Source organism: Allobosea sp. AAP35 (assembly GCF_001295925.1).
Taxonomy (GTDB): domain Bacteria; phylum Pseudomonadota; class Alphaproteobacteria; order Rhizobiales; family Beijerinckiaceae; genus Allobosea.
In genome coordinates this window covers 18,338-44,184 of record NZ_LJHQ01000006.1, presented here as the reverse complement: position 1 = coordinate 44,184, position 25,847 = coordinate 18,338, and the positions used below count along the sequence as shown (strand labels likewise).

The window sequence follows — 25,847 nt, the reverse complement described above, 5'->3', positions numbered from 1 at the left end:
CTGCGCGGCGGACGCGCTTGATCGCGGCGCAAGGCTCGGCCATTGCCATGGCTCGACGTTTGGAAGGTTGACCGCGACGCATGCCCACCCGCAACGCGACCCTGGCCGGCATCGGCATGATGCTGCTTGGCATCCTGATGTTTTCCCTCAACGACGTGATGGGGAAATGGCTGGTCGCGACCTATACGGTCGGGCAGGTGCTGCTGCTGCGCAGCGCGGCGGGCCTGGCCGTGCTGATGCCCTTCGTCATTCGCCAGGGCGTGATGCGGACCCTGCGGCCCGAGCGGCCCGGCCTGCAGCTGTTGCGCGTGGCGCTGGGCTCGGGCGAGGTCGCGCTGTTCTACCTCGCCGTTTCCTATCTCCCACTGGCCGACACGATGACGATCTGGCTGGCCGCACCCGTCTGGTCGGCGCTGCTGGCCATGTTGCTCCTGGGCGAGCGCGTCGATGCCGGGCGCTGGGTCGCCATCGCGGCCGGGTTCGCCGGCGTTGCCATCGCGCTCAACCCCACGGATGCGAGCCTGTCGATGCCGGCGCTGCTGGCGCTGCTCGGCAGCGTGCTCTTCGCCGGCATGATGATCGCCGGGCGCTCTCTGCGCGGCACGCCCGACGTCACCCTCGTCGCGTGGCAGACCTTGGGCGCGCTGGTGATGGGGCTGGTGCTGCTGCCCTTCGGCTGGGTGACGCCGGGCTGGGCGGATACCGCCATGCTCGGCCTGCTCGGCATCGTCGCGATGGTGGCGCATCTGTGCGTCACGCGCTCGCTCAAACTGGCGGAAGCCTCGGTCGTCGTGCCCTATCAGTATACGCTGATCGTCTGGGCGCTGGTCTTCGGCTGGCTCGTCTTCGGCGACTGGCCGACGCCGGCCATGCTCGCGGGCGCGGCCCTCATCGTGGCGGCGGGCCTAGCCCTGCTGCTGCTCGAACGCCGGGCGGGCCCGGCGAAAGCCGCGCTCGATCCGACCTGACGAACGGCGCGGCTTCCATCCCATCACACAGGCGCATGCCTTCACACCGTCAAAGGACACCCTCATGGCCCTGATCACCTATCTCACCACCGTCAAATTCGGCTTCGGCGAGATCGCCGGCATCGAAGCCGACCTCGCTGGGCTGGGCGTCGCCAAGCCTCTGATCATCGCCGACAAGGGCATCGTCGCGGCCGGCATCATCGGCAAGGTGCAGGCGGTCTCGCCGGCTCTCGCCGCCGCCCCCGTCTTCGATGGCACGCCGACCAACCCGACCGAGGAAGCGGTCGAGGCCGCGCTCGTGCTCTATCGCGAGCATGGCTGCGACGGGCTGGTCGCCATCGGCGGCGGTTCGCCGATCGACCTCGCCAAGGGCGTGGCGCTGCTGGCCACCCATGACGGCACGCTGGAGACCTATGCCGCGATCCTCGGCGGCATTCCGAAGGTCACGGCCGCCGTCGCACCCGTCATCGCCGTGCCGACGACCTCGGGCACCGGCAGCGAGGTCGGCCGCGCCGCGCTGATCACCCTGAAGGATGGCCGCAAGCTCGGCTTCATCTCGCCCCATCTGATCCCGCGGCTGGCGATCTGCGACCCCGAGCTGACGCTGGGCCTGCCCGCCTGGCTCACCGCCGCAACCGGCATGGACGCGATCACGCATTGCATCGAGACCTATCTCAGCCCGCGCGAGAACCCGCCGGCCGAGGCGATCGCGCTCGACGGGCTCAAGCGCGCCGTGGCCTTCATCGAGCGCGCCGTCAAGGACGGCAGCGACCGCGAGGCCCGCAAGGAGATGATGATGGCAGCCCTCCAGGGCGGCCTGACCTTCCAGAAGGGTCTCGGCGCCGTGCATGCGCTCTCCCACCCGCTGGGCGGGCTGAAGGAGGTCTCGCTGCATCACGGCACGCTCAACGCCGTGCTGCTGCCGGCCGTGCTGCGCTTCAACGAGCCGGACGCGAAAGCCAAATATGCCGAGATCCGCAAGGCGCTGGACCTTCCCGCCGATGCCGATCTCGCGGCCTGGATCGCCGATCTCGTCGCCAGGCTCGGCATGCCCGGCAGCCTCTCGGCCATGGGTCTGCCGCGCGGCGTCATCGGCGCGATCGCGGACGCCGCGACCAAAGATCATTCGAGCGCGACCAACCCGCGCACGGCCACTGCCGCAGATTATGCCGCGATGCTGGAAGCCTCCTTCGACTGAAGCGAACCGTCTCCGCGCCGGCCACCTGGCCGACGCGGCTTCGCAACAAAAAAGCCGACACAAGCTCACGGTAACGACAGGGAGAATGCGACATGACCAACAGACGCAGCATGCTGAAGGGCGGGCTCGCCGGGGCGGCCCTCGCCGCCACCGCCGCATCGGCCCAGACCCAGCCGGCCGCCACGACGGTCAATTGGCGGATGACCTCGAGCTATCCCAAGGCGCTCGATGCCGTCTTCGGCGCCGGCGAGATCTTCATCAAGGCGCTCTCCGACATGTCGGGCGGCCGCATCCAGCTGCAGCACTTCGCGGCGGGCGAGCTGGTGCCGGGCCTGCAGGCGCTCGACGCCGTGCAGAACGGCACGGTCGAATGCTGCGACACCGCCTCCTTCTATTATGTCGGCAAGGACCCCTCCTTCGCCTTCGGCGCAGCGGTGCCCTTCGGCCTCAACACGCGCCAGCAGAACGCCTGGTTCTTCCAGGGCGGCGGGCTCGCGCTCTTCAACGAACTGCTGGCGCAGTACAACGTCATCGGCCTGCCGATCGGCAACACCAATGCCCAGATGGCCGGCTGGTTTCGCAAGGAAATCAAGACGATCGACGATCTGAAGGGCCTGAAGATGCGCATCGGCGGGCTTGCCGGGCAGGTCATCGCCAAGCTCGGTGCCGTGCCCCAGCAGATCGCAGCCGGCGACATCTACCCGGCGCTCGAGCGCGGCACGATCGACGCCGCCGAATGGGTCGGCCCCTATGACGACGAGAAGCTCGGCTTCAGCCGCGTCGCGCCCTATTACTATTATCCTGGCTGGTGGGAGGGCAATTCCGCGATCCTGCTGATGATCAACCGGGCGAAGTGGAACGAGCTCAGCGCCTCCGACAAGGCGATCTTCACGGCGGCGGCGCATCAGGCGAATTCGCTGACGATCGCGAAATATGACGACGTCAACCCGGCCGCGATCAAGCGTCTGATCGCATCGGGGACGCAACTGCGGGCGTTCTCGCCCGAGATCATGGATGCTTGCGCCAAGGCGGCCGCCGAACTCTATGAGGAACTCGGGGCCAAGAACCCGATGTTCAAGAAGCTGCACGACCATATGATGGCCTATCGCAACGAGCAGTTGCTCTGGCAGCAGGTGGCGGAGTTCAACTACGACGCCTATCAGATCCGCTCGCGCGGCCGGCGCTGACCATCATCCCATGCAGCCGGGGCGCACCATGCGCGGCCCGGCTGTCATATGATCAGGCCGTGGCTCAGTAGAGCCGCGTCCGATAGGCCTCTTCGAGATTGGCCTCCGCCTCCGCAACGCCGACCGCCTTCGTCTGCTCGGACATGATGCGCCCCATCGTCGGAAAACGGCCGCGCTCGACCTGCGTGGCCGGATCCCACAGCTTCGAGCGAATCAGCGCCTTTCCGCAATGGAAGAAGGCTTCCTCGACCTCGACCAGAAGCCCGAGCGTCGGCGTCCGCTCCTGCACGGTCGCGGATTCGAGCAGCGCGTCATCGCGCGTCAGCCGAGCCCGACCGTTGACCCGCAGAGTCTCGGCGATCCCGGGCACCATGAAGATCAGCCCGACGCCCGGGGCAGCCAGGATATTGCCGAAGCTATCGACGCGGTTGTTGCCGCGCCGATCCGGGATGAACAGCGTCCGGTCGTCGAGAACCGCGACGAAGCCCGGCGCGTCGCCGCGCGGGCTCGCATCAGCCCGGCCCCGTTGATCGGCGCTGGCCAGCACGAGAAAGGGCGATAGCGCGATAAAATCGCGACAGAACCCGTCGAGATGGTCAAGCACCTTGCGCTCGGCCAACGGATTGACCGCACCCATATGCGCCCGCAGCTCCGCCGGATCGTCGATCGTCGTCATGCATCCATCGTCCGGCATACTGCTTCCCATCATGTCCAAATCGGCAGCAGTGTCGGCTATCCAACCCGGCCACGCCAGCCCGCAAAGCGGCATGCCGGCATGGACGGGCTGAAAAGCCACAACCCTTCAGGGAAGCTTCGTTCTCGCGCCCACGCGCCTTGACCGCTCCCGCAGCCCCCGCCATCGTACGGCTCCCGATCTGCACAAGGCTTATGCTCATGCGCCGCGCTTTGCTGCGAACCGCTTTGGCTTCACTCGCCGCATTGACGGCCGTCGTCTCGGCGGAGGCCTCCGGCCGTCGCCAGGTTCATCCTGCGGACGCTGCCGAGAACCGCATCATCGCGATGTATGGCAATCTGCCGGCCTGCGAAGATCCCGCCGTGCTGGGTGAGATCACCAGCTGGTTCAATTCGCGCGAGGAGAAGTTCTGGGGCCCGCTGCGTGCCGTTGCCTATGACAAGATCAAGCCGATCGGCTTTCGCCCGCTCGGCGACGATTTCATCCCGCGGCGCTTCTGCACCGGCCGTGTCGCGCTGAATGACGGCACGCTGCACCGCGTCGATTACTCGGTGCGCGAAAACCTCGGCCTGTTCGGCTATGGTTGGAACGTCAACTGGTGCGTCAGCGGCCTCGACCGTCATCGCAGCTACGCACCCGACTGCAAGATGGCGCGCCCCTGAGCGCAGGCCAGAACGCCATGGGCCAGATCAGCCTCGCCGGTTGCGCGCGAATCGCACTCACTCTGGCTGTTCTGACGGGCTCGCTTGCGACCGCGGGCGCGCAGGGCCGCGACCAGCGCGGTGGTCAGCCCGGCGATTTCGACTTTTACGTCCTGGCTCTGTCATGGTCGCCGGGTTTCTGCGAGCTCGATGGCGATCGTGACCGCAACCGCGAGCAATGCGGCGAAGGCGCTGGGCTGCGCTTCGTCGTCCACGGGCTCTGGCCGCAGAACGAGCGTGGTTTCCCCAGCGATTGCGGCCCGGCCGGGCGCACCCCGTCGCGGATCGCGCTCGACCAGGCCAGGGGCTTGTTCCCAAGCGAAGGCCTCGCCCGTCACCAATGGCGCAAGCACGGCACCTGCTCGGGGTCGAGCCCGAGCGATTATTTTGCCGATACGCGGCGCGCGCGCGAGAAGATCGTGATCCCCCCTGCCCTCGCCAAGGCCGAGCGCGACCAGAGCTGGACCGCGATCGACCTGGAACGCGCTTTTGTGGCCGCTAATCCGGGCCTGCGCACCGACATGATGTCGGTCGCCTGCCGGCGCGGCGTGCTTCAGGAGGTCCGCATCTGCCTGAGCAAGGATCTGCGCGATTTCCGCATGTGCCAGGAGGTCGACCGTTCCGGCTGCCGCACGCGCGACATCACCGTGAACGCGCCGCGCTGACAGCGGCGGCAAAGGCGCGTATGAGCGCGGGATGAATTATCGCCACGGCTTTCATGCCGGCAACTTCGCCGATGTCCTCAAGCACGTCGTGCTGATTCGCATCCTCACCCACCTGAACGCCAAGGCCACGCCCTACCGGGTCGTGGACACGCATGCCGGCGCCGGCCGCTACGATCTCGGTTCCGAGGAGGCGCTGCGGACGCATGAGTGGAAAGACGGCGTCGCGCGACTGGACCGCTCGCCGCTGGCCCCTGCCGTCGAGGCGCTGCTGAAGCCCTGGCGTGATGCGGTATCCGGGGCCCGCGCGCTCTACGGCGCGGATGCCTATCCCGGCTCGCCCTGGCTTTGCCGACATGCGATGCGCCCCGATGATCGGCTGATCGCGGCCGAACTGCACCCACACACCCACAAGAAGCTGGTCCAGGCGATCGGTCGCGACGAGCGTTGCAAACCCTTGGCGATCGATGGCTGGAACGCGCTGCGCGGCAATGTCCCGCCCAAGGAGCGGCGCGGGCTGGTGCTGATCGACCCGCCTTTCGAGGAGAAGGATGAGTTCGCCACGCTGGAAGCCGAGTTGATCGCGGCTCATCGCAAATGGCCGACGGGGATCTATGCGCTCTGGTACCCGGTGAAGGACAAGCTCGCGGTGGCCAATCTGCTGGCCGGCATCACCCAGGCCGGCATCGGCCGTCTGCTGCGCCTCGAGATCGACGTCGATCGCCCCGAGGCTGCCGGTGGGCTCAGCGCCACCGGCATGCTGATCGTCAACCCGCCCTGGATGCTCGTCGATGAAGCCCGACTCATCCTGCCGGCCCTGACGGAGCGCCTCGCCCAGGGGCCGCAGCCGCGCTATCTTTGCGAGCCGATCCGTCCGGACGGCTGAACCGCCCGTTGCCTGAGGCCCGCCGATGCTGATTCTCCGCTCCTCCCCCGCCTCCCCCTTCGGTCGCAAGGTCAAGATGGCAGCTCTCGAGCTCGGCCTGATGGACCAAATCGAGATCGTCGTGGCCGACACCAATGACCCGGCCGAGCCGCTGCGCCAGCAGAACCCGCTCGGCAAGATCCCGACATTGGTCCTGAACGACGGCACCACGCTGTTCGATTCCCGTGTCATCGTCGATTATCTCGATCATCTGGCTGGCGGCGGTCGCCTGATTCCGGCTGGCGGAGAGCGCTTCGTGCAGTTGCGCCTTCAGGCTCTGGCCGATGGGCTGTGCGATGCGGCCCTGCTTCAGGTCTACGAGACCCGCTTCCGTCCCGAAGAAGGCCGCAACGCCGCCTGGGTCGCCAATCAGGCGAGCAAGGTCTCGCGCGCCCTTGCCGCGCTCGAAGCGGCGCCACCCGTCTATACCGACCGGCCCCGGATCGGCGAGATCGCGCTGGCCTGCGCGCTCGGCTATCTCGATCTGCGCTTTGCCGGGACCTGGCGCGCCGATCATCCCGCCCTGGTGACCTGGCTTGATGCTTTCGCGGCCAAGGTCGGTGCTTTCGAGGCGACGCGCTTCAAGGGCTGAACGGCCAAGACGGCCGTCCCGCAGTCGGCGCCCCGTCATTGCAGACAACAAAAAACCCGGTGGCCGAAGCCACCGGGTTCTTTTTTCCCCGGAAGGGGAAGCAGACTAGAACTTGTAGTTCAGGCCGGCGCGGACGACGGAGAAGTCGGTGCCGACCTTCACGCCCGAGTTGAACACGTTCTTCTCGCCGAGGTCGACGTAGAGATACTCGACCTTGGCAGTCCAGTTGTTGGTGAAGGCGTATTCGAGACCGCCGCCGACAGCGTAGCCGCCAGTGTGGTTGTTGTCGGTGGAGCCGAGACCGACGATCGAGGTCTTCACGTTGCCGTAAGCCCAACCACCGGTGATGTAGGGCATGAACCGATCGAAGGCGAAGCCGACGCGGCCACGAACCGTGCCGAAATACTCGGTGCGAACGCGATCGCCGAAGCTGTTGTCGGTCTGCAGGTCGGCGCCCTGGATGTCGGCCTCGACGCCGAGGACGATCTGGCCGATCTGGTAGTTGTAGCCGATCTGGCCACCACCGATGAAGCCATCGACGTCACCGATCGAGACGGTACGGGCGAGGGCAAAGGTGCCGGCGTTGACATTGCCGAAGCCGTAGCCGGCGTTGGCACCAACGTAGAAGCCGGTCCAGGTGAACACGGGCGCATAAACCGGCGCCATCACCGGGCCCTTGCGCGACGGCAGATCAGCGGCGGAAGCGGCGCCAGCAGCGACGAGACCGATCACTGCAACGGTCGAAAGCAGAAACTTCTTCATAATGGGACTCCTGGGGACGTCGCTTTGCCGGTCGACCCGGCGGGTGATTTCGATGTGATGGTTATAAGACGAGTTGGCGGCTTTGTCTGTTGCCTCGGAAGCACATCCGCCTTCCAGACCACGGCAGAAATGCGGCACGATTGCGATGACTGCGGCATACGTATCAAGGCATGTTAACGTTCGTTAAAGCACACCTAATGGTGAACCGAATACTAACAAGGGCGTGATCGAATACGGCCACACGCCGGAACAACGTGCAGCGCCAGGCAATGTTCCCATTCCCGCCACATTTCCCCACGTTTGCTTGCGGGCCCGGGCGGAGCGTGCTTTAGCCTCGAATACCAGGCGAAAATGAGACCCCGGGTGCCGCTCCTTTCGATCTTCATCATCGCGCGCGACGAAGCCGACCGTATCGAGCGCACGATTCGAGCGGTGCGCGCGCTGAGCGACGATATCGTCGTGGTCGATTCCGGCTCGACCGACGACACCCGGGATTTGGCCAGGGCGCTGGGCGCACGCGTGATCTCGAATCCATGGCCTGGTTACGGCCAGCAGAAGCGCTTTGCCGAGGAGCAGTGCCGCCACGACTGGATGCTCAACCTCGATGCCGACGAAGTCGTCCCTCCCGACCTCGCGACAGAGATCGCGGCGCTGTTCTCGGGCTCGGGCCCCCAGGCCGACGCCTACGAACTGCGCATCGCCGAGATCTTTCCCGGTGAGCCCGCGCCGCATCGCTTCGCCTATGCGCTCGCGCCCGTCCGGCTGTATCGCAAGGACAAGGGCCGTTATTCGCCCTCCCCGGTGCATGACCGCGTCGACCTCGCGCCGGGCGCGCGGATCGCCCGCCTCAAGGGGATCGTGCATCACTACTCGGTGCGCTCGCTGGGCGAGCAGATGGCGAAACTCAACAGCTACAGCGACGCCCAGGCCGAGGATCTCGACAAGCGCGACGTCTCCCTCTCGGTATTTCGTCTGGCGGTCGAGTTTCCGGCGAATTTCATCAAGGCGTATATTGGCCGCCGGCATGCGCTGCGCGGTGTCTATGGCTTCATGACCGCGATGAATTACGCGTTTTACCGCTATCTCCGGGTGGCCAAGCACTGGGAAAAGCGGCTGCAGCGTCGCGCGCCCGGGGCAACCGACCCGGCGGCAAGGAACCCATCCGATGTCTGAAGTGGCCCTCGTCACGGGTGGAGCGCGGCGCATCGGCCGCGCCATCGTCGAGCGTTTGGCCGATGCCGGCTATGCCGTCGCGATCCATTGCGGCAGCGCCCGCGACGAGGCGCAGGCGCTCGCCGAGGCGATCACGCAGCGCGGCGGCCGCGCGATGGTCGTTCCGGCCGATCTGGTCGATCCAGCGGCTGTCGATGCGCTGATGCCGGCCGTCGAGTCGGCACTCGGTCCGGTGACGCTGCTCGTCAACAATGCCTCGAGCTTCCTGATCGACGAGGTGACAGCGATCGACGTCGCGACCTGGAACCGGCAGTTCTCGATCAATCTGCGAGCGCCCTCTGTCCTGGCCGGCGCGCTGGCCAACAGCCTCCCCGAGGGGCGCCATGGCGCGATCGTCAACATCATCGACCAGCGCGTCTGGAAGCTGACGCCGCAATATTACTCCTACACCCTGACCAAGGCCGCCCTGCTGACCGCGACCAAGACCATGGCGCAGGCCCTGGCGCCGCGGATCCGCGTCAATGCGGTCGGCCCCGGACCGACACTGCCCAACCCCCATGACGGCGCCGACGCGATGGAGCAGGAGGCCGCCGGGACCCTGCTGCAACGCAAGATCGACCCTCGCGACATCGCCGAGGCGGTGCTGTATCTGGCGCAGGCCCGCTCGATCACCGGCCAGATGATCGCGGTCGATGGCGGCCAGCATCTCGGCTGGCGCACGCCCGACATCGTCGCCTGAGCGGACCCGTCAGGCGTGCGGATCGGGCCGATAGGCAGCGCGGCCGCTGGCAAGGGCATCATCGAGCAGTTCCAGCCGATCCTGCCCCCAGAACACCTCGCCATCGAGCACATAGCTCGGCGCGCCGAAGACACCGGCCGTAATCGCCGCCGCGATGGTGCCCTCATAAATCCGGGCCACCGCTTCGCTGTCTGCCGCCGAAGCCAGCGCCTGCGCATCGAAACCACAGGCCTGCGCCAACGCCGCGACCGCATCGGGCTGCGTCATGTCGTCGTTGCGGGCCCAGACGCCGGCCATGACCTCGCCCATGAAGCGGCCAGGATTCCCGCCCGCCTGCACGATCGCGATCAGGAAGCGGTCGGCAAGCGACGGATCGAACGGAAAATGCTTCGGCTGCAGCACGAGCGGTACCTTGCGAGCCTCGCGCCAGCGCTGCAGATCCATCAGCCGGTAGTGCTGCCGAACGGGATGGCGCTTGGGCAGCGGCACGCCGCCGGTTTCGTCGAACACCGCCCGCAACGGCACTGGCCGGTACGCGATCTCGCAGCGATGGCGCGTGGCGATGTCGAGGAAGGTCGCGTGCCCCAGATAGGTCCAGGGCGAGTGCAGCGAAAAATAGTAGTCGATCGTGCGGGGCATGGGCGTCTCCTCAAGCCAGCGTGATTGCCGAGATCAGCCGCCCGTAATCCGGCTCCCCCCGATGCGTCGTGCGGCGATAGCTGAAGAAGCGGTCTTCGTCGCCATAGGTGCACAGCGAGAGATCGAGAAAGCGGCCGATCCCCGCCTCCTGCGCCCGCAGGCCGATGAAGGCCGGCAGGTCGAACATCGCATGCGCCGCGCGCTCGGACGCCGTGAAGAAGCGCGCATAGGTCTGGTTTTCCGCCTTGAAGCGCTCGACGAACTCTGGCCCGACCTCATAGGCTTTTGCACTGATCGTCGGGCCCAGCACCGCAACGATGCGTTCGCGCCGCGCGCCGAGCTTTTCCATCGCTGTCACCGTCGAGGCGACAATCCCCGAGAACGCGCCTTTCCAGCCCGCATGCGCGGCGCCGATGACCCGCGCCTCGCTGTCGGCGAACAGGATCGGTCCGCAATCGGCGGTCGAGATGCCCAGCGCGACGCCGGGCGCTGCGCTGACCATGGCGTCGGCCTTGGGCCGCTCACCCGGCCAGGGGCCGCCGATGATTTCAACATCGGCTGAATGCACCTGATGGAGGCTGACGAGATGCGACGGCGCCACCGCCAGATGCGCCGCCATCCGCGCCCGATTCTCGGCGATCGCCGCCGCGTCATCGGAGGATCCGAGCCCGCCATTCAGCGATGCGTAGATCCCGGACGAGACGCCGCCCTCGCGGGTGAAGAAGGCATGGCGCAGGCCGGGCTCGGCGGCGAGGTCGGGAGAGGTGATGAACATGGTGTCGTCCGGTTTCAGCGCAGTGCTGCTCAAGGTCACCCCTGCTCTGGCAGGCGATGAAGGTCAAATCCGGGCAAGGGCAAATCCGGGCAGGGGCGGCAGATCCGGATGCGAAAACGCCAGGGCCTTGAACAGATCGCCCATGCCCGTCTCGCCCCGTTCGGTGAGCCGGTCGAAGGCCGCACCGATCGCTGCCGCCTGTTCGGGTGTCGCCTCCGCCGACAGGGACTGCGCCCGCGTGGCCAGCCCAAGCGCCAGCAGGAAGTCGGCCTGCCTGACCGGGCCATGGACAGCCGCCCCGGCGCACAAGCCCGCCTGTGCCATGCGCGCGAAATCGACATGGACGGTCAGGTCCGCCTCGCCGGGCTGCACCAGCGGATCGACGAAAGCATGCCCCCGCATCGCCTGCAGCGTGTCGCCGAAACCCGATTCCAGCGAACCGTAGTCGATGAAAATCGCCCCGCCGCCCTGCGCTGCGACATAGCCGGCGATCTGGGCAACGAGATCGAGTGCCATGACCGGCTGCTCGAGGACCGCGCCCACGGGCACAATATGTCCCCTTGCCCCCGCTTGCGGCGGAGAAGCGAGCGGCGCCTCGCCTGCCAGCCCGAACGCCAAATGCCCCTCGCCGTCGAGCCCGACCAGCCGTTCGCGCCAGCCGCTTTCCGTCATGACGAACTGGTCGAGCGGCAAGGCGTCGAGCAACTCGTTGGCGACCACGATCGCCGGGCCATCCAGCGCCGTCTCGACACGCTCATGCCAGACGGGATCGGCCTTGCCCGAGAGGGTCGCCGTCTGGATGGCGCGCAGCACCGGGCTGGTCTCGACCAGATGCACGGACGCCGCCGCCTGGAACCCCGGCACGATCCGCGTCGCGCGCAGCATGTCGGCCATCAGCGTGCCACGTCCGGGCCCGATCTCGATGAATGCAAACCGCGCCGGCGCGCCCATCGCCTGCCAGAGATGGGCCGCCCAGAGCCCGATCATCTCGCCGAACATCTGGCTGATCTCGGGCGCAGTTGTGAAATCACCCTGCGCCCCGAAGGGATCGCGCGTCATGTAGTAACCATGGCGCGGGTGCCCGAGACACAGCGCCATGTAGCGCGAGATCGAAATCGGCCCCTCGTCGGCGATCAGGCGGATCAACTCCGCCTTCAGCCCGCTCACGCAGCAACCCGCCTGGCGCGCAGCACGAGCCACAATCCAGCGGCGAAAAGTGGCAGCGACAGGAGCATTCCCATGGTGATGCCGCCCGACAGAGCATCGACCGAGGTCCCGAACAGGAAGCCGAGTTGCGGATCGGGTTCACGGAAGAACTCGCAGATGGTCCGGGCTACCGCATAGCCCATGCCGAACACGCCAGCGACGAGGCCGGGGCGCTTGAATCCGCCGGCCTGCACCAGCCACGCCAGCAGGATGAAGAGCAGAAGCCCCTCGCCCAGCGCCTCGTACAGCTGGCTCGGATGGCGCGGCAGCGGCCCGGCATTGGGAAACACCATCGCCCAGGCCACATCAGGCGCCGGCCGGCCCCAGAGCTCGGCATTGATGAAATTGGCGATGCGCCCAAGGAACAGCCCGATCGGCACAACGGCCGCGGCGAGATCGAAGACCGACAGCGCCGGATAGCCGCGACGGCGCGCAAACAGCCACAAGCCGGTCGCAGCGCCAATCAGCCCGCCATGGAAGGACATGCCGCCCTGCCAGATCGCCAGGATGTCCTGCGGCCGTTCGAGATAGCGCGCCAGATCATAAAACAGGACAAAGCCCAGCCGCCCGCCGAGCACGACGCCGAGCGCCACGAACAGCAGCATGTCGTCGAGTTCATCCGGCTTGGGCCGCGCCCGTCCTCCCCACAGGCCCTCGGCCGAGACCAGGCGGCGCGCATACCACCAGCCGCCCAGCAGGCCGACGACATAGGCCAGCCCATACCATTTGACCGAGAGCGGCCCGAGTTGCAGCGCGACCGGGTCGATCACCGGGAAGGCGATGGCGAAGCTTGGCATGGCTTGGTCCGGTTGGCAGGCGGATGGTGATGGCCACGCCGAAGAGAGCCGGTCAAGTCCTTAGGCAGGCCGATGGCCCGACGAAATCGGATCTCTTTAATGGGCGCCGACAGGATCAATGGGCGCCGACAGGATCGGCACCCCGCCGAACCTGCCGGTCGAGATGATCGCGCGCACCAGCCGGCGGCATGACACCGGCGAAGCCTTATCGAACCCCCAGCGATGTGAGAACAAGCTGAGACACATCGTCTCGAGCCATGGGCCGCCCCAGGAGGAAGCCCTGGAGATGGCTGCACCCCTGCTGCCTCAAGATCGCGATCTGCTCTTCCGTCTCGACGCCTTCGGCGGTCGTCTCGACACCCAGCGCTGCGGCGAGGGCAAAGATGGCATTCAAGATCGCGCGACCTTGCGGATTGCTGACGGCATCGCTGACAAAGGAGCGATCGACTTTCAACCGGTCGATCTTGAGATGCTTGAGATAGGCCAGCGAGGAATAGCCGGTCCCGAAGTCGTCCAGTGCCACCGCGATACCCAGGCGGCGAAACCCGTCGAACGCCGTCTGAACCGCGGCTCCCTCATGCAACAGCGTCGATTCCGTCACCTCGAGTTCCAGACGGCGACCAGGGAGCCCGGACCGGTCAAGAGCGGCGACGACCTGCTGCTGCAGGGCACTGCCGCGAAACTGGACCGGCGAGAGGTTGACCGAGACGAACAGATCGCCCTGCCAGCGCATCGCTTCGCGGCACGCCTCCTCGATCACCCAGGCCCCGAGCGCGAGGATCAATCCGGTTTCTTCGGCAACGGGAATGAAGACATCGGGCCCGACCTGACCGCGCTCGGGATGCTTCCAGCGCAGCAACGCCTCGAAACCGGCCAGTGTTCGCGAGTTGATCTCGAAGATCGGTTGATACGCGATGTAAAACTGCCTCTGTCGCCAGGCGTCGTCGAGATCGCGTTGGAGCGCGTAGCGTGTTTGCGCCGCCAGCGTAATCTGCTCCGAGAAAACGCGGGCGACACTGCGGCCATCCGCCTTGGCTTTGTACAATGCCAGATCGGCCTTCTTGAGCAGCGTCACCACCGCGTCGCCATCGGCTGGAAACAGCGCCACGCCGATCGAACAACCGGTCACGATCTGGTGCGGCCCGACCGTGATCGGAGCCTTGATCGCCGCGATGATGCGATGGGCCAGTGTCAGCGCGTCTGTTTCGCCCGAGATTCCGCGCCGCGTGATCGCGAATTCATCGCCTCCGACGCGGGCCAGCGCATCGTGAGCCTCGAGCCCCTCAGACAGGCGTGCCGAGACGGCCTTCAATACAGCGTCCCCAACATCATGACCAAGCTGATCATTGATGGCCTTGAAGAAATCGAGACCGATGATCAAAAGCGCGAATGGCCGCGCGTCGACCGACTGGGTCAAGCGTTCGAGATGTTCGGCACACCACAGACGGTTGTGCAGACCGGTCAGCGTATCAGCCCGCGCCTGCCGGTGCTGCGTCGCGGCAAGACGACGCTGATTGCGAGCCTGACGACCGAATGCGGCGCCGATCAGTCCGATCACCAGACAGATCAGGAAAGCCGCGATCACGGTGGGCAGCAGCGCGGCGGAGACCTCCTCGTTGAAGCTCTGGGTTGTCAGGCTGACGACGATCGACGCCGGAAAATTCGCCAACGGCCGCACCGCGGCCAATCTCTCGTGTTGATCCAGCACCCCGGGAGCCAGCACGCCGCCCTGCGGCGACAACGCCGTCAATGTTTTGGCGAGCACGTCAGACGATCCGTCGGGCTCGTCTCCCGCAAAACCGATCCCACCCGGTGATTTGGCAAGAAGGCTGCCGTCGCTGCGCACGAAAGCGATGGTGCCACCCGGCCCCAAATCCACATTCGAAAGCGCCACCTCGAAATAGGCCTGGTCGATCGCCGCGTTGACGACACCGAGAAACGAGCCCGTGGCCGAGGTGATACGACGCGTCAAAACCAGGTTCAGCCGATTGCCGATTCGCCCGATGACGGGCTGGCTGAGAAACGTGGGTTGGGCGGACAGGTCCTGCAGGGCCTTGAAATAGGCCCGATCCCCGAAATTGAGGTCGGGCGCCGGCCAATACCGGGTCGTATTGAGAACTTTTCCGCTCTCGCCAACCAGCGTCAGGGCGTCGATATAGACCAGCGCGGCGATCCGGGCACGCATGAGGTCATGCGCATCGAGGGTCGACATCGCGCTTTCCAGCTGGGCGGCGTCGCGGATCCCGGCGCTCTCGATGCGCTCGGTGACATTGCGCAGGACCAGATCCATCGCCTGAAAGGCACGATCCGTTTCACCGGCAAGCGGCAAAGCCAGATTCGCCAATGACCGCAGACGCGCCTGGACCGCCTCCCGCCGCAAACCGTTCATCACGACGAGAGTCGCGACGACGACCAGCGCAATCAGCAAGAAGCTGACGGCAAAGATCTTTTTTTCGCCGATGGTCAGCCGTTGAAGCGGTGCGTTTCCCTGATGGCGCAGCTCGCTCGCCGCGGATGCCAGCGGTGACGGGCCGAACTGCAAAGATTTCCTCCCAGACATCGATGGGCGTAAAATAGAAGCTGATGATACGCCAAGAGCGAAACTGTTCGACAGGACAGCCTCAGCGGAGCTCCGCACGCGAAATCTGTGCTGATGGAGGGCTTTGAACGACGTCACCGAATTTGATAAGGTATCATGCCGATTTTGTGATCTTACCCTTAGGTTATATGACAAATTTACTCAACGACAGTTAGGGCCGCGGCGCGGTCCGACCACCGCGATGGTTCACCGACAGTTGGGGAAGTTGGCTGCACCGGCGCAAGTACCAAGCCATCGATCGAGCACCGTCAAGGCTGCTGCTCAAGGCGCCGCCCCGTCGCCTGACTTTGGCGACGCGCGACACGGCGCCCCTCGCGGCGGCGGGCCTTCCGGTTTTCGATCCTGGACCGAACCCAGAGGCCCGACCGGCCCCTTACAGCTTGACGATCAGCTTGCCGAAATTGCCGCCCTCGAGCAGCCTGATGAAGGCATCGGGCGCCTGGTCCAGCCCCTCGACGATGTCTTCCTTGTATTTCACCGCGCCGCTGGCGATCCAGGCTGCCATCTCGCGTTCGAAATCCGGGCGTTGGGCGGCAAATTCGCGCTGGATGAAGCCGCGGATCAGCAGGCTCTTGGACAGGACCTGCCGCATCAGCACCGGCAGCATGTCGGGCCCCTCGAAATCGCCGCTGGCGTTGTATTGCGAGACCAGCCCGCAGACCGGGATGCGCGCAAAGGTGTTGAGCAGCGGGAAGACCGCGTCCCAGACCTTGCCGCCGACATTCTCGAAATAGACGTCGATGCCATCCGGGCACGCCGCCGCGAGCTGCGCCGCGAAATCCGGCGCCTTGTGATCAATCACGGCGTCGAATCCGAAGGTGTCGCGCACGACCGCACATTTCTCAGGCCCGCCGGCGATACCGACGGCGCGTGCGCCCTTGATCCGCGCAATCTGCCCGACCGCCGAACCGACAGGCCCGCTCGCAGCGGCGACGACGACGGTCTCGCCCTTTTTCGGCTGGCCGATCGTCAGCAGACCCGCATAGGCGGTGAAGCCCGGCATGCCGAGCACGCCAAGCGCGGTGGTGACGGGCGCGGCGGCGGGATCGAGCTTGCGCAGTTGGTCACCCTTGGCCAGCGCATGCGACTGCCAGCCGGAAAAGGAGAGCACGATATCGCCCGCCGCAAAGCCCGGATGCCGGCTCTCCAGCACCTCGGCAACCGTTCCGCCCTCCATGACGGCGCCGATCTCGGTCGGCGCGGCATAGCTCTTCGCCGCGCTCATCCGCCCGCGCATATACGGGTCGAGCGAGAGATAGAGGACCTTCAGCAGGACCTCACCCTCGCCAGGCGTCGGAAGAGGCGCCCGCTCAAGCCTGAAATTGGCAGGCGCGGGGCGTCCATCGGGACGCGAGGCGAGAATGATCTGCAGAAGGTCGGTCGAGGACATCAGGCGCTTTCGATCTGATTGCGGTCTCAAGCAGATGGCGACGCGGACCGGTGCGATCAAGCGACGCGCCCGCAACAGCAGTCCTGAACGCAGGATCGCGACTGCTGACATGACGAAACGCCTCGCGCATCCTACATGCGTGCCATGACTCGCGAACCCGCCCCCCATCAGCCCGAATCCGACCTGCCGGACACCGGCCCCGCCGTCGAGCCCGAGGCCGAGGACGCGCTCCCGACGCCCGCGCTCGATCTCGGCGAGACCGCGCCCGGCGCGCTCAAGCACGGCATTGAGGTGATCGCCGGCTTCGCGAAGCATCTGCCCAACAGGCCCGGCGTCTACCGTATGTTCGATACCGCCGGCGAGGTTCTCTATGTCGGCAAGGCCAAGAACCTGAAGAACCGGGTCACCGCCTATGCGCGCGGCATGGCCCACACCAATGCGGTGGCCCGCATGATCGCCGAGACGGCGAATATGGAATTCGTCACCACGGGGACGGAAACCGAGGCGCTGCTGCTGGAATCCAACCTGATCAAGCAGCTCAGGCCGCGCTACAACGTGCTGCTGCGCGACGACAAGAGCTTCCCCTACATCCTGCTGAGCGGCGACCACGAGGCGCCGCAGATCGCCAAGCATCGCGGCTCGCGCCAGCGCAAGGGCGACTATTTCGGCCCCTTCGCCTCGGTCTGGGCGGTGGAACGCACCATCGACGCGCTGCAGAAGGCCTTCCTGCTGCGCTCCTGCACCGATTCCTTCTACGAGAACCGCACTCGCCCCTGCCTGCTCTTTCAGATCAAGCGCTGCTCAGGCCCCTGCACCGGCGAGATCGCGATTCCCGACTATCAGGCCCTGGCAAACCAGGCCCGCGACTTCCTTTCGGGCCGCTCCTCCAACGTCAAGCAACTGCTCTCGACCCGCATGCAGGAGGCGGCCGAGGAGCTCGAATTCGAGAAGGCGGCGCGCTATCGCGACCGGCTGGCGGCGCTCTCGGCCGTGCAGGCGGGCCAGGACATCAACACGCAAGGGGTCGAGGAGGCGGACGTCTTCGCCATCGACGAGCAGGCCGGGCAGTTCTGCGTCGAGATCTTCTTCTTTCGGAACAAGCAGAACTGGGGCAACCGCGCCCTTTTCCCGCGCGCCGACCGCAGCCTGACGCCCGCCGACGTGCTGGCCTCGGTCGTCACCCAGTTCTACGACGACAAGCTGCCGCCGCGCCTCGTGCTGCTTTCGCACGAACTGGCGGAGATGGATCTGATAGCCCAGGCGCTCTCGGCGCGCGCCGGCCGGAAGGTCGAGGTCGTGCATCCAAAGCGCGGCGAGCGCGTCGATCTCATCGAGATGGCCCGCAAGAACGCCCGCGAGGCGCTCTCCCGCAAGCTCGCCGACAATGCCGGCCAGACCTCGTTGCTGGCTGCGCTGGGCGCTGCCTTCGGTTTGGCGAAGCCGCCGCGCCGCGTCGAGGTCTATGACAACTCGCACATCATGGGGACCAATGCCGTGGGCGGCATGGTCGTCGCGGGGCGGGACGGCTTCATGAAGAGCCATTACCGCACCTTCAACATCTCCACCGACACCATCGCCGGCGACGATTTCGGCATGATGCGCGAGGTGCTGCAGCGGCGTTTCGCGCGGTTGGCGAAGGAGAATGGGGTGGCTCTTCCCTTAACCGAAGGGACCTCTTCGCCCGCGTCTGGCAGGGTTGGCGAACGACCAGAGCCCTTGCCTTCTCCCCTTGCGGGAGAAGGTGCCCCGGAGGGGCGGATGAGGGGTCGCGCCGCCCCACCCGATGACCGGCCGGACGAGGCGCTGACTTTGCCGCCGTCGCGCGACCCCTCATCCGTCTCGGCTGCGCCGAGCCACCTTCTCCCGCAAGGGGAGAAGGGAGGGGTTGCGCCACGGCCTGCAACCGAAGCCCCCGAAGACGACAGCTTTCCCTCCCGCCCAGATCTTGTCATCGTCGATGGCGGCAAGGGCCAATTCGAGGCCGCGCGCAGGATCATGGCCGAGCTCGGCGCCCAGGACATCCCGCTCGTGGCGATCGCCAAGGGTGAGGATCGCAACGCCATGCGCGAGACCTTCCACATGGTCGGCCGCGAGCCCTTCAAGCTGCCGCCGCGCGACCCCGCCCTCTATTTCATCCAGCGACTGCGCGACGAGGCCCATCGCTTCGCCATCGGCACGCACCGGGCGCGGCGCAAGAAGGACACGATGAAGAACCCGCTCGACGAGATCCCCGGCATCGGCCCGTCGCGCAAGCGCGCGCTGCTATTGCACTTCGGAACGGTCAAGGCGATCAAGCGCGCCAAGCTCGACGATCTGATGCGCACGCCCGGCGTCAATGCGGCCACGGCCCAGGCCGTGCATGATTATTTTCACGATGCCTGACGCTGAATGGCAATGCTGCCGCATTGCGTGTTGACGCTGTCACAAGCCGGCTGCTTTGGTGGGACCCGTGACGAGCTTTACTGACGCGATCAAACGGCGTGGCCCCTGGTCCCTGCCGAACCTCCTGACCTACGGTCGAATCCTCGCGATTCCGGCACTGGTCGGCCTGTTGTTCTGGCCCCATGACGACTGGGTCCGCTGGATCGCGCTTGCCGTCTATGTCGCGGCGGCGGTGACGGATTATCTCGATGGCTGGATCGCCCGGGCCTGGAGCCAGCAATCGGCGATCGGCCGCATGCTCGATCCCATCGCCGACAAGCTGCTCGTCTGCGCCCTGCTGCTGATGCTGGTCCACACCGATACGATCAAGGGCTGGGCGATCTGGGCCGCGATCGTCATTCTCTGCCGCGAAATCCTGGTTTCGGGGCTTCGCGAATTCCTGGCCGAGCTGAAGGTCAGCGTGCCCGTCAGCAAGGTCGCCAAATGGAAGACCACGGCGCAGCTTCTGGCGCTGGGCTTCCTCGTTGCCGGCCCGGCGGGCGACAAGGTCCTGCCCTACAACACGCAGATCGGCATCGTGATGCTCTGGGTCGCGGCCGGGCTGACCATCTATACCGGCTGGGATTATTTCAACGCCGGCATCCGCCACATGGTCGATGAGGACACGCGCGAACCATGACGCAGCCTCTCGCGACATCTGCGCCCGCCTCCGACACCCGGACCGTGAGGTTGGTCTATTTCGCCTGGGTGCGCGAGCGCGTCGGCCTGGCCGACGAGCAGGTCGAACTGCCAGCCGGCATCGACACGGTGCTCGACCTCGTACGCTGGCTGAAGACCCGAGATGAAGGCTATGCCGCCGCCTTCGAGAACGAGACGCTGGTGCGCGCCGCCATCAACCAGACCCATGTCAAGCCGGGCGCGAGCCTGGACGGCGCCAGGGAGATCGCCTTCTTCCCGCCGATGACGGGCGGCTGAGATGACAGCCCCTATGTCATTCCGGGGCGCGCCAAGGGCGCGAACCCGGAACCCACGACCGGGCTCAGCCGATGGAATGGCACGTTCATGGCGCACCCAGTCGTGGGTTCCGGGTTCCGCGCTGCGCGCGGCCCCGGAAAGACAGGGATGAGCATGACCCCGACCATCCGCATCCAGAGCGAGGATTTCGACCTCGCCGCCGAGATCGCCGCGCTCTCAGAGGGCCGCCGCGACATCGGCGCGGTCGTCAGCTTCACCGGTCTGTGCCGCGACGAGGGCGGCACGCTCGCCGCGCTGGAGTTGGAGCACTACCCCGGGATGGCACAGGCCGAGATCGCCCGCGTCGCGGATGAGGCCGCCGCGCGCTGGCCGTTGATGGGCCTGCTCGCCATCCACCGCTATGGCCTGGTCAAGCCGGGCGAACAGATCGTGCTGGTGATCGCGACGTCGGCTCATCGCCGCGCCGCGTTCGAGGCAGCCGATTTCATGATGGACTACCTCAAGACCCGCGCGCCCTTCTGGAAGCGCGAGCACCTCGCCGATGGCACGACCGGCGGCTGGGTCGAGGCGAAGCGGGAGGATGACGATGCGGCGAGCCGGTGGGAAGAGACGGCAGCGCGCGCCTGACGTTGAGATGATCCGATTGAAGCGGTCCGCAAAATCGCTATTATCCGGATAATCCTCGAAACGCTGGCATGGCGTCATGATCACGATCACCGCTGCTGAACTGCAGAAGAAATTTGGCCGCTATCGCGAAGCGGCGATCAGGCAGCCCGTCGCGATCACCCATCACGGCCGCGACAGCCTCGTGCTGCTTTCGGCCGAGGAATATGCCCGGCTGAAGTCCTTCGACGACCGGAAGGCGTATTTTGCCTGGGAACTCCCGGACGACGTCGTGGAAGCGCTCGACACGATCGAGATTTCCGAGGATGCGACGCAGTTCGATCACGAATACAAATGAAGCAGCCGGAGCCCGGGCTGGTCATCCGTTTCGCTTATCTGTGGCGTTCGGAGGCCGCTGTCGGCAGGGACGAAGCCGCCAAGGACCGCCCTTGTGCGGTGGTGGTCGCCACCACGCGGCAGGATGGCAATCTGACCGTCTACGTCGCGCCGATAACCCATACGCCGCCTGGCAATCCGCTTCACGCGATAGAGATACCGGCCGGGACGAAACGACGCCTTGGCCTCGATGACGCCCGATCGTGGATCGTCACCACCGAGGTCAACGGATTTACCTGGCCGGGGCCGGACCTTCGCCCGATCGGCAGGGGCGCCGATCGGGGTTTTATCTACGGCCCATTGCCGAGGTCGATGACCGTCGATCTCGTTCGCGCCATCCGCGAGCATATCCGCGAAGGCCGCGCGAAGATCATCGGCCGGGACGAAAAGCCCGTAGGGGGAGGGTAAGAGAGGCGTCTGCCGCGCCCTCAAGCCGCCTTCGACTTCGGCCGCACCGCGTCGGAATAATCCTCCATGATCACCTTGCCCATATTGCCGGTGACGAAGGAGTAGGGTCCGATCTCGGAGACCAGCGTCACCTCCGCCGCCGAGCCGGTGATGAAGCACTCGTTGAAGCCTTCGAGCTCCTCGGGGAGGATCCGCCGCTCGACGACCTCGAAGCCGCGCTGGCGGCAGAGGTCGATCACCGACTGCCGGGTGATGCCGTTCAGGAAGCGATCGGCCAGTGGGGTATGGATGACGCCGTCCTTGATGAAGAAGATGTTGGCGCCGGTGCATTCGGCGACATTGCCCTCCCAGTCCAGCATCATCGCATCGGCGTAGCCGCCACGCTCGGCCTTATGCTTCGACAGCGAGCAGATCATGTAGAGCCCCGCCGCCTTGGCGTGCACGGGCGCGCAGGCGGGGTCGGGCCGGCGATAGGCGGCGACGTCGAGGCGCACGCCCTTCAGTTTCTGGGCCATGTCGAACATGCTCGGCCATTCCCAGACCGCGATCGCGGTATGGATCGTGTTGTTGAGCCCCGACACCGCCATCATTTCGGAGCCGCGCCAGGCGACCGGGCGGACATAGGCGTCTTTCAGCCCGTTCTCCTTCAGGCAGAGGTCCTTCGCCGCATCGAGTTCGGCCACCGACCAGGGGATCGTGAAATCCATGATCTCGGCGGATTTGTGGAAGCGCTGCGAATGCTCGGTGCCCTTGTAGATCACGCCGTCATAGGCGCGTTCGCCCTCGAACACGCAGGAGCCGTAATGCAGCCCATGGGTCAGTACGTGAACTTTCGCGTCCTTCCACGGCACGAGCTTGCCGTCGAACCAGATGACGCCGTCGCGCTGGTCGAAAGGAATGACTGACATGGGGTGCTCCTCTTGCACGTCCGGTCTGGCTGATCCGTTGGAGCCCCCTGACACCGTCACCATGGCGGGAGGGGCGAAAGACCGGAATTATACTGCGCTGCAACATCATCTGACGACATAATCCGTCGCCCAGCGCGCTTGACCGGTAATCTTGCGTCTGAGATATGTCAACATCACTGACATAAATTTCAGGACGGATGCGATGGCCAATACGCAGCACCGACCGGATGACGCTGCCCTGACCGTCGCGACGGGCGAGGACACGACGCAACAGGCCGTGCCCTACGACCTGATCGAACTGCTGTTCTTCGCCTACCGCGATTTCGTCGGCGGCCCGGACCTGATCCTGGCCGAATACGGCTTCGGCCGCGCCCATCACCGCGTCCTGCATTTCGTCCTGCGAAGGCCGGGCCTGACAATCGCCGAACTGCTCGATATCCTCAAGATCACCAAGCAGAGCCTCAATCGCGTCCTGAAGGAGTTGGTCGAGACCGGCTTCGTCGAGCAGCGCACCGGCGTCCACGACAAGCGCCAACGTCATCTGCATGCCACCCATTCCGGCCAGGATCTCGCCTTGCGCCTGGTGCAGTTGCAGGCGAAGCGGATCAACGGGTCGCTGTCTCACCTCCCCCCGGAGGCGGCGCAGACGATCGCGCATTATCTCGCGGGGTTGATCGATCCCGCCGAACGCCACAAGGTGCGGGGCTTCCTCGCCATCCCGCAGTGAGGACCGACGCTCAAGCCTATGGATCAGGTCGCAAGGCCGACGCGATGGCCCCGCGCCGACGATATCGCACAAGACAAGGCGGATAAAAGATGGCCGCACAGCCGGCGCGCAAGCCCCTTCTCGACGAAGCACCCCACATCCTCGTGGTCGATGACGATCGCCGCCTGCGCGAGCTTCTGGGGCGCTTCCTCGGCGACAACGGCTACCGCGTCTCCACGGCGGCCAGCGCAAAGGAAGCCGATCTGCGGCTCGCCCGCCTCGTCTTCGACGCGATCGTGCTCGACATCATGATGCCCGGCGAGAACGGCTTCGACTTTGCCCGCCGGCTTCGGACCGAGTCCGTCGTGCCGATCCTGATGCTGACCGCCCGGGCCGACGGCAAGGACCGCATCAACGGGCTCGAGATCGGCGTCGACGACTATCTCGCCAAGCCCTTCGAGCCGCGCGAACTGTTGCTGCGCCTCGGCAATATCCTGAAGCGCACGGCGATCATCGATCCCGCCCAATCGCCGCCGCGACCCGACTTCGTGCGCTTCGGCCCGTTCCTCTACGGGCTTTCACGCGGCGAATTGCGCAAGGATGAGGAGCCGATCCGCCTGACCGAGCGCGAGCGCGAGATCCTGACCGCCCTGGCCGAGCGCGCCGGCGAGGTCGTGGCGCGCGAGGAACTCGCCGCTCAGGGCACCGCCGCCAATGACCGCACCGTCGATGTCCAGATGAACCGGCTGCGCCGCAAGATCGAGCGCGACCCGGCCGACCCGCTCTATCTGCAGACCGTGCGCGGCGTCGGCTACCGGCTCGTGACGGACCGGACGTGACGCAGGTTCAGCCAGGCAGGCACCGCCAGGGCGTGGCACAGCGGGTCGCGGCCGGGCTCGCACGCCTGTCGGCCGCCGGAGTGCGCTGGAAGTCGCATCTCAACGAGCAGATCAAGCCCCTCCTGAAATGGGCCGGGCGGCCGTTGCACATCATCGCCCGCTACATGCCCAAGGGGCTCTATCCCCGCGCGCTGGTCATCGTCATCGCCCCGGTCGTGCTGCTGCAATCGGTCATCGCCTATGTCTTCATGGAACGGCACTGGCAGACGGTGACCCAGCGCCTGTCCTCGGCCGTTTCGGCCGACATCGCCGCGATGATCGACGTCTATGAAAGCTACCCGCAGGATGCCGACACGAGCGCGCTTTCGCGCATCGCGGCCGAGCGCCTGAGCATGGATATCGACATCATTCCCAACACCGACCTGCCGCCGCCGGGCCCCCGCCCCTTCTTCTCGCTGCTCGACAGCGCGCTCTCGTCCGAGTTGGCTCAGCAGGTCGCCAGGCCCTTCTGGCTCGACACGGTCGGACGCTCCAGCCTGATCGAGATCCGCGTCAAGCTCGGCCAGAACGTGATGCGCATCCTGACCCGGCGCAACTCCGCCTATGCCAGCAACAGCCATATCTTCCTGCTCTGGATGCTCGGCACCTCGCTGATCCTCCTGACCATCGCGGTGCTGTTCCTGCGCAACCAGATCCGGCCGATCCTCAAACTCGCCGACGCGGCGGAAGCCTTCGGCAAGGGCCGCGACGCCGAGTTTCGTCCCCGTGGCGCCCGCGAGGTCCGCCGCGCCGGCAACGCCTTCATCGAGATGAAGCGCCGGGTCGAGCGCGCGGTCGGCGAGCGCACGACCATGCTCAATGGCGTCAGCCACGATCTGCGCACCATCCTGACCCGCTTCAAGCTGTCTTTGGCGCTGATGGAACGGTCCTCGGAAATCGACGCCCTGGAAAAAGACGTCGACGAGATGGCCCGCATGCTCGAGGACTATCTCGCCTTTGCACGGGGCGATGCCGGAGAGGCGGCGGTCGAGACCGATATCCGGGCCCTGCTGGAAGAGCTGAAATCCGATGCCGAGCGCCAGGGCCACCAGACCGAACTGACGGTCGTCGGCGATCCGCTGGTGGTGATCAGGCCCGATGCCGTGCGCAGGCTCCTGACCAATCTCGTTTCCAACGCCGCCCGCTTCGGCGACCGCATCGCCATACGCGCCACCCATGATGCGCGCTATCTGATCATCATGATCGATGATGACGGGCCGGGCATCGCGCCCGAGCTGCGCGAGGACGTCTTCCGCCCCTTCTTCCGCCTCGACGAGGCCCGCAATGTCGATTCAGGCGGCACGGGGCTGGGGCTGGCCATCGCCCGCGACATCGCCCGCGCCCATGGCGGCGACATCATCCTGGCGGATTCGCCGCTGGGGGGCTTGCGGGCGACGGTTAGGCTGCCGGTTTAGGGCTGCTGTGGGTCGAGAGCAGACATTTGGCGGCAGTCGGTTTACTCAATCGGAAGCGTCGTTGGATCGGAGGTCGGTCATGCTTCGAATTTGCGTGACAGTGTCGCTTGCTCTGGCCGTCTTTGATGCAAACCTCCCTACGCGCGATGAGGAGGCCACTGGGCACGAA

The 25,847-nt window shown here is 66.0% G+C and carries 27 protein-coding genes; 18 read left to right on the top strand and 9 right to left on the bottom strand.

The genetic code is table 11. The features are described 5' to 3' along the window. Window positions 1–80: 80 nt before the first annotated feature. The 3 genes from IP69_RS04010 (at window position 81) to dctP (ending at window position 3,353) form a co-directional block, all read left to right on the top strand. Window positions 81–968, top strand: a complete 888-nt coding sequence (locus IP69_RS04010) for a DMT family transporter (RefSeq protein WP_054141532.1) — start codon at window positions 81–83, stop codon at window positions 966–968. Between the two features lie 64 nt (window positions 969–1,032). Further along, window positions 1,033–2,166: an iron-containing alcohol dehydrogenase gene (locus tag IP69_RS04005; RefSeq protein WP_054141531.1), complete on the top strand. Its 1,134-nt coding sequence runs from the start codon at window positions 1,033–1,035 to the stop codon at window positions 2,164–2,166. A 92-nt stretch (window positions 2,167–2,258) separates the two neighbouring features. Beyond that, window positions 2,259–3,353 (top strand): TRAP transporter substrate-binding protein DctP, encoded by a 1,095-nt coding sequence (gene dctP, locus IP69_RS04000; RefSeq protein ID WP_054141530.1) that lies wholly within the window; start codon window positions 2,259–2,261, stop codon window positions 3,351–3,353. A gap of 64 nt (window positions 3,354–3,417) precedes the next feature. On the opposite strand, the gene IP69_RS03995 is transcribed toward dctP, so the two are convergent. Next, the gene (locus IP69_RS03995) at window positions 3,418–4,029 is read right to left on the bottom strand and encodes a pyridoxamine 5'-phosphate oxidase family protein (RefSeq protein WP_054141529.1); all 612 of its coding nucleotides are present in this window, start codon (window positions 4,027–4,029) and stop codon (window positions 3,418–3,420) included. Between the two features lie 218 nt (window positions 4,030–4,247). Between IP69_RS03995 and IP69_RS03990 the strand changes: the two genes are divergently transcribed. Genes IP69_RS03990 through IP69_RS03975 form a run of 4 tightly spaced genes read left to right on the top strand, consistent with a single transcriptional unit; the run spans window position 4,248 to window position 6,927 of the window. Beyond that, the gene (locus IP69_RS03990; RefSeq protein WP_156323274.1) at window positions 4,248–4,709 is read left to right on the top strand and encodes a hypothetical protein; all 462 of its coding nucleotides are present in this window, start codon (window positions 4,248–4,250) and stop codon (window positions 4,707–4,709) included. 17 nt (window positions 4,710–4,726) lie between these two features. Then, complete coding sequence (locus tag IP69_RS03985) at window positions 4,727–5,413, top strand: ribonuclease T (RefSeq protein WP_054141527.1); 687 nt, start codon at window positions 4,727–4,729, stop codon at window positions 5,411–5,413. Window positions 5,414–5,444: 31 nt separating this feature from the next. After that, complete coding sequence (rlmJ, locus tag IP69_RS03980) at window positions 5,445–6,296, top strand: 23S rRNA (adenine(2030)-N(6))-methyltransferase RlmJ (RefSeq protein WP_054141526.1); 852 nt, start codon at window positions 5,445–5,447, stop codon at window positions 6,294–6,296. A gap of 25 nt (window positions 6,297–6,321) precedes the next feature. Then, entirely contained in the window at window positions 6,322–6,927 is a 606-nt protein-coding gene (locus IP69_RS03975) for a glutathione S-transferase N-terminal domain-containing protein (protein WP_197279662.1), read from the top strand. A gap of 105 nt (window positions 6,928–7,032) precedes the next feature. Here the strand turns inward: IP69_RS03975 and IP69_RS03970 are convergent, their stop codons facing one another. After that, window positions 7,033–7,689: an outer membrane protein gene (locus tag IP69_RS03970; RefSeq protein ID WP_054141525.1), complete on the bottom strand. Its 657-nt coding sequence runs from the start codon at window positions 7,687–7,689 to the stop codon at window positions 7,033–7,035. 351 nt (window positions 7,690–8,040) lie between these two features. Between IP69_RS03970 and IP69_RS03965 the strand changes: the two genes are divergently transcribed. Together IP69_RS03965 and IP69_RS03960 are read left to right on the top strand one after the other, a co-directional pair. Then, a complete protein-coding gene (locus IP69_RS03965) occupies window positions 8,041–8,862 on the top strand; it encodes a glycosyltransferase family 2 protein (RefSeq protein WP_054141524.1) in 822 nt (273 codons plus the stop codon). After that, window positions 8,855–9,601 carry an SDR family oxidoreductase gene (locus tag IP69_RS03960; protein WP_054141523.1) on the top strand — a complete coding sequence of 249 codons (747 nt, stop codon included), beginning with the start codon at window positions 8,855–8,857 and terminating at the stop codon, window positions 9,599–9,601. The genes IP69_RS03965 and IP69_RS03960 overlap by 8 nt, the downstream gene beginning before the upstream one ends. A gap of 9 nt (window positions 9,602–9,610) precedes the next feature. On the opposite strand, the gene IP69_RS03955 is transcribed toward IP69_RS03960, so the two are convergent. The 6 genes from IP69_RS03955 to IP69_RS03930 form a co-directional block, all read right to left on the bottom strand. Then, a complete protein-coding gene (locus IP69_RS03955) occupies window positions 9,611–10,240 on the bottom strand; it encodes a 2-hydroxychromene-2-carboxylate isomerase (protein ID WP_054141522.1) in 630 nt (209 codons plus the stop codon). Between the two features lie 10 nt (window positions 10,241–10,250). Then, window positions 10,251–11,015: a peptidoglycan editing factor PgeF gene (pgeF, locus tag IP69_RS03950; RefSeq protein WP_054141566.1), complete on the bottom strand. Its 765-nt coding sequence runs from the start codon at window positions 11,013–11,015 to the stop codon at window positions 10,251–10,253. Between the two features lie 63 nt (window positions 11,016–11,078). Beyond that, entirely contained in the window at window positions 11,079–12,182 is a 1,104-nt protein-coding gene (locus IP69_RS03945; RefSeq protein WP_054141521.1) for an SAM-dependent methyltransferase, read from the bottom strand. Further along, a complete protein-coding gene (lgt, locus tag IP69_RS03940) occupies window positions 12,179–13,018 on the bottom strand; it encodes a prolipoprotein diacylglyceryl transferase (RefSeq protein WP_054141520.1) in 840 nt (279 codons plus the stop codon). Before lgt ends, IP69_RS03945 begins: the two co-directional genes overlap by 4 nt. 205 nt (window positions 13,019–13,223) lie before the next feature. Further along, a complete protein-coding gene (locus IP69_RS03935) occupies window positions 13,224–15,560 on the bottom strand; it encodes an EAL domain-containing protein (RefSeq protein ID WP_054141519.1) in 2,337 nt (778 codons plus the stop codon). A 430-nt stretch (window positions 15,561–15,990) separates the two neighbouring features. Then, on the bottom strand, window positions 15,991–17,007 hold the full coding sequence (locus IP69_RS03930) for an NADP-dependent oxidoreductase (protein WP_054141565.1): 1,017 nt from the start codon (window positions 17,005–17,007) through the stop codon (window positions 15,991–15,993). A 144-nt stretch (window positions 17,008–17,151) separates the two neighbouring features. Between IP69_RS03930 and uvrC the strand changes: the two genes are divergently transcribed. From uvrC to IP69_RS03900, 6 genes are all read left to right on the top strand, one after another. Further along, a complete protein-coding gene (uvrC, locus tag IP69_RS03925; RefSeq protein WP_054141518.1) occupies window positions 17,152–19,389 on the top strand; it encodes an excinuclease ABC subunit UvrC in 2,238 nt (745 codons plus the stop codon). A 67-nt stretch (window positions 19,390–19,456) separates the two neighbouring features. Further along, window positions 19,457–20,068, top strand: a complete 612-nt coding sequence (pgsA, locus tag IP69_RS03920) for a CDP-diacylglycerol--glycerol-3-phosphate 3-phosphatidyltransferase (RefSeq protein WP_248306698.1) — start codon at window positions 19,457–19,459, stop codon at window positions 20,066–20,068. 44 nt (window positions 20,069–20,112) lie between these two features. Beyond that, window positions 20,113–20,364: a molybdopterin converting factor subunit 1 gene (gene moaD / locus IP69_RS03915; RefSeq protein ID WP_054141563.1), complete on the top strand. Its 252-nt coding sequence runs from the start codon at window positions 20,113–20,115 to the stop codon at window positions 20,362–20,364. A 147-nt stretch (window positions 20,365–20,511) separates the two neighbouring features. Further along, entirely contained in the window at window positions 20,512–20,991 is a 480-nt protein-coding gene (locus tag IP69_RS03910) for a molybdenum cofactor biosynthesis protein MoaE (protein WP_054141517.1), read from the top strand. Between the two features lie 76 nt (window positions 20,992–21,067). Continuing rightward, window positions 21,068–21,325: a type II toxin-antitoxin system Phd/YefM family antitoxin gene (locus IP69_RS03905; protein WP_054141516.1), complete on the top strand. Its 258-nt coding sequence runs from the start codon at window positions 21,068–21,070 to the stop codon at window positions 21,323–21,325. Then, entirely contained in the window at window positions 21,322–21,771 is a 450-nt protein-coding gene (locus IP69_RS03900) for a type II toxin-antitoxin system PemK/MazF family toxin (protein ID WP_082358939.1), read from the top strand. Before IP69_RS03905 ends, IP69_RS03900 begins: the two co-directional genes overlap by 4 nt. A gap of 20 nt (window positions 21,772–21,791) precedes the next feature. Here IP69_RS03900 and IP69_RS03895 read toward each other — a convergent pair whose 3' ends face one another. Then, complete coding sequence (locus IP69_RS03895; protein ID WP_054141515.1) at window positions 21,792–22,679, bottom strand: branched-chain amino acid aminotransferase; 888 nt, start codon at window positions 22,677–22,679, stop codon at window positions 21,792–21,794. Window positions 22,680–22,881: 202 nt separating this feature from the next. Between IP69_RS03895 and IP69_RS03890 the strand changes: the two genes are divergently transcribed. The 3 genes from IP69_RS03890 to IP69_RS03880 all read left to right on the top strand — a co-directional run bounded on the left by IP69_RS03890 (window position 22,882) and on the right by IP69_RS03880 (window position 25,678). Continuing rightward, window positions 22,882–23,406 (top strand): MarR family transcriptional regulator, encoded by a 525-nt coding sequence (locus tag IP69_RS03890; protein WP_054141514.1) that lies wholly within the window; start codon window positions 22,882–22,884, stop codon window positions 23,404–23,406. Window positions 23,407–23,495: 89 nt separating this feature from the next. Further along, entirely contained in the window at window positions 23,496–24,224 is a 729-nt protein-coding gene (locus IP69_RS03885) for a response regulator (protein WP_054141513.1), read from the top strand. A gap of 110 nt (window positions 24,225–24,334) precedes the next feature. After that, the gene (locus IP69_RS03880; protein ID WP_054141562.1) at window positions 24,335–25,678 is read left to right on the top strand and encodes an ATP-binding protein; all 1,344 of its coding nucleotides are present in this window, start codon (window positions 24,335–24,337) and stop codon (window positions 25,676–25,678) included. The last annotated feature ends 169 nt before the right edge of the window (window positions 25,679–25,847 follow it).

Coding starts and splice junctions, on each gene's coding strand:
- IP69_RS04010 (WP_054141532.1), top strand. CDS start 81: ATGCCCACCCGCAACGCGACCCTGGCCGGCATCGGCATGATGCTGCTT.
- IP69_RS04005 (WP_054141531.1), top strand. CDS start 1,033: ATGGCCCTGATCACCTATCTCACCACCGTCAAATTCGGCTTCGGCGAG.
- dctP (WP_054141530.1), top strand. CDS start 2,259: ATGACCAACAGACGCAGCATGCTGAAGGGCGGGCTCGCCGGGGCGGCC.
- IP69_RS03995 (WP_054141529.1), bottom strand. CDS start 4,029: ATGACGACGATCGACGATCCGGCGGAGCTGCGGGCGCATATGGGTGCG.
- IP69_RS03990 (WP_156323274.1), top strand. CDS start 4,248: ATGCGCCGCGCTTTGCTGCGAACCGCTTTGGCTTCACTCGCCGCATTG.
- IP69_RS03985 (WP_054141527.1), top strand. CDS start 4,727: ATGGGCCAGATCAGCCTCGCCGGTTGCGCGCGAATCGCACTCACTCTG.
- rlmJ (WP_054141526.1), top strand. CDS start 5,445: ATGAATTATCGCCACGGCTTTCATGCCGGCAACTTCGCCGATGTCCTC.
- IP69_RS03975 (WP_197279662.1), top strand. CDS start 6,322: ATGCTGATTCTCCGCTCCTCCCCCGCCTCCCCCTTCGGTCGCAAGGTC.
- IP69_RS03970 (WP_054141525.1), bottom strand. CDS start 7,689: ATGAAGAAGTTTCTGCTTTCGACCGTTGCAGTGATCGGTCTCGTCGCT.
- IP69_RS03965 (WP_054141524.1), top strand. CDS start 8,041: ATGAGACCCCGGGTGCCGCTCCTTTCGATCTTCATCATCGCGCGCGAC.
- IP69_RS03960 (WP_054141523.1), top strand. CDS start 8,855: ATGTCTGAAGTGGCCCTCGTCACGGGTGGAGCGCGGCGCATCGGCCGC.
- IP69_RS03955 (WP_054141522.1), bottom strand. CDS start 10,240: ATGCCCCGCACGATCGACTACTATTTTTCGCTGCACTCGCCCTGGACC.
- pgeF (WP_054141566.1), bottom strand. CDS start 11,015: ATGTTCATCACCTCTCCCGACCTCGCCGCCGAGCCCGGCCTGCGCCAT.
- lgt (WP_054141520.1), bottom strand. CDS start 13,018: ATGCCAAGCTTCGCCATCGCCTTCCCGGTGATCGACCCGGTCGCGCTG.
- IP69_RS03930 (WP_054141565.1), bottom strand. CDS start 17,007: ATGTCCTCGACCGACCTTCTGCAGATCATTCTCGCCTCGCGTCCCGAT.
- uvrC (WP_054141518.1), top strand. CDS start 17,152: ATGACTCGCGAACCCGCCCCCCATCAGCCCGAATCCGACCTGCCGGAC.
- IP69_RS03910 (WP_054141517.1), top strand. CDS start 20,512: ATGAGCATGACCCCGACCATCCGCATCCAGAGCGAGGATTTCGACCTC.
- IP69_RS03905 (WP_054141516.1), top strand. CDS start 21,068: ATGATCACGATCACCGCTGCTGAACTGCAGAAGAAATTTGGCCGCTAT.
- IP69_RS03900 (WP_082358939.1), top strand. CDS start 21,322: ATGAAGCAGCCGGAGCCCGGGCTGGTCATCCGTTTCGCTTATCTGTGG.
- IP69_RS03895 (WP_054141515.1), bottom strand. CDS start 22,679: ATGTCAGTCATTCCTTTCGACCAGCGCGACGGCGTCATCTGGTTCGAC.
- IP69_RS03890 (WP_054141514.1), top strand. CDS start 22,882: ATGGCCAATACGCAGCACCGACCGGATGACGCTGCCCTGACCGTCGCG.
- IP69_RS03885 (WP_054141513.1), top strand. CDS start 23,496: ATGGCCGCACAGCCGGCGCGCAAGCCCCTTCTCGACGAAGCACCCCAC.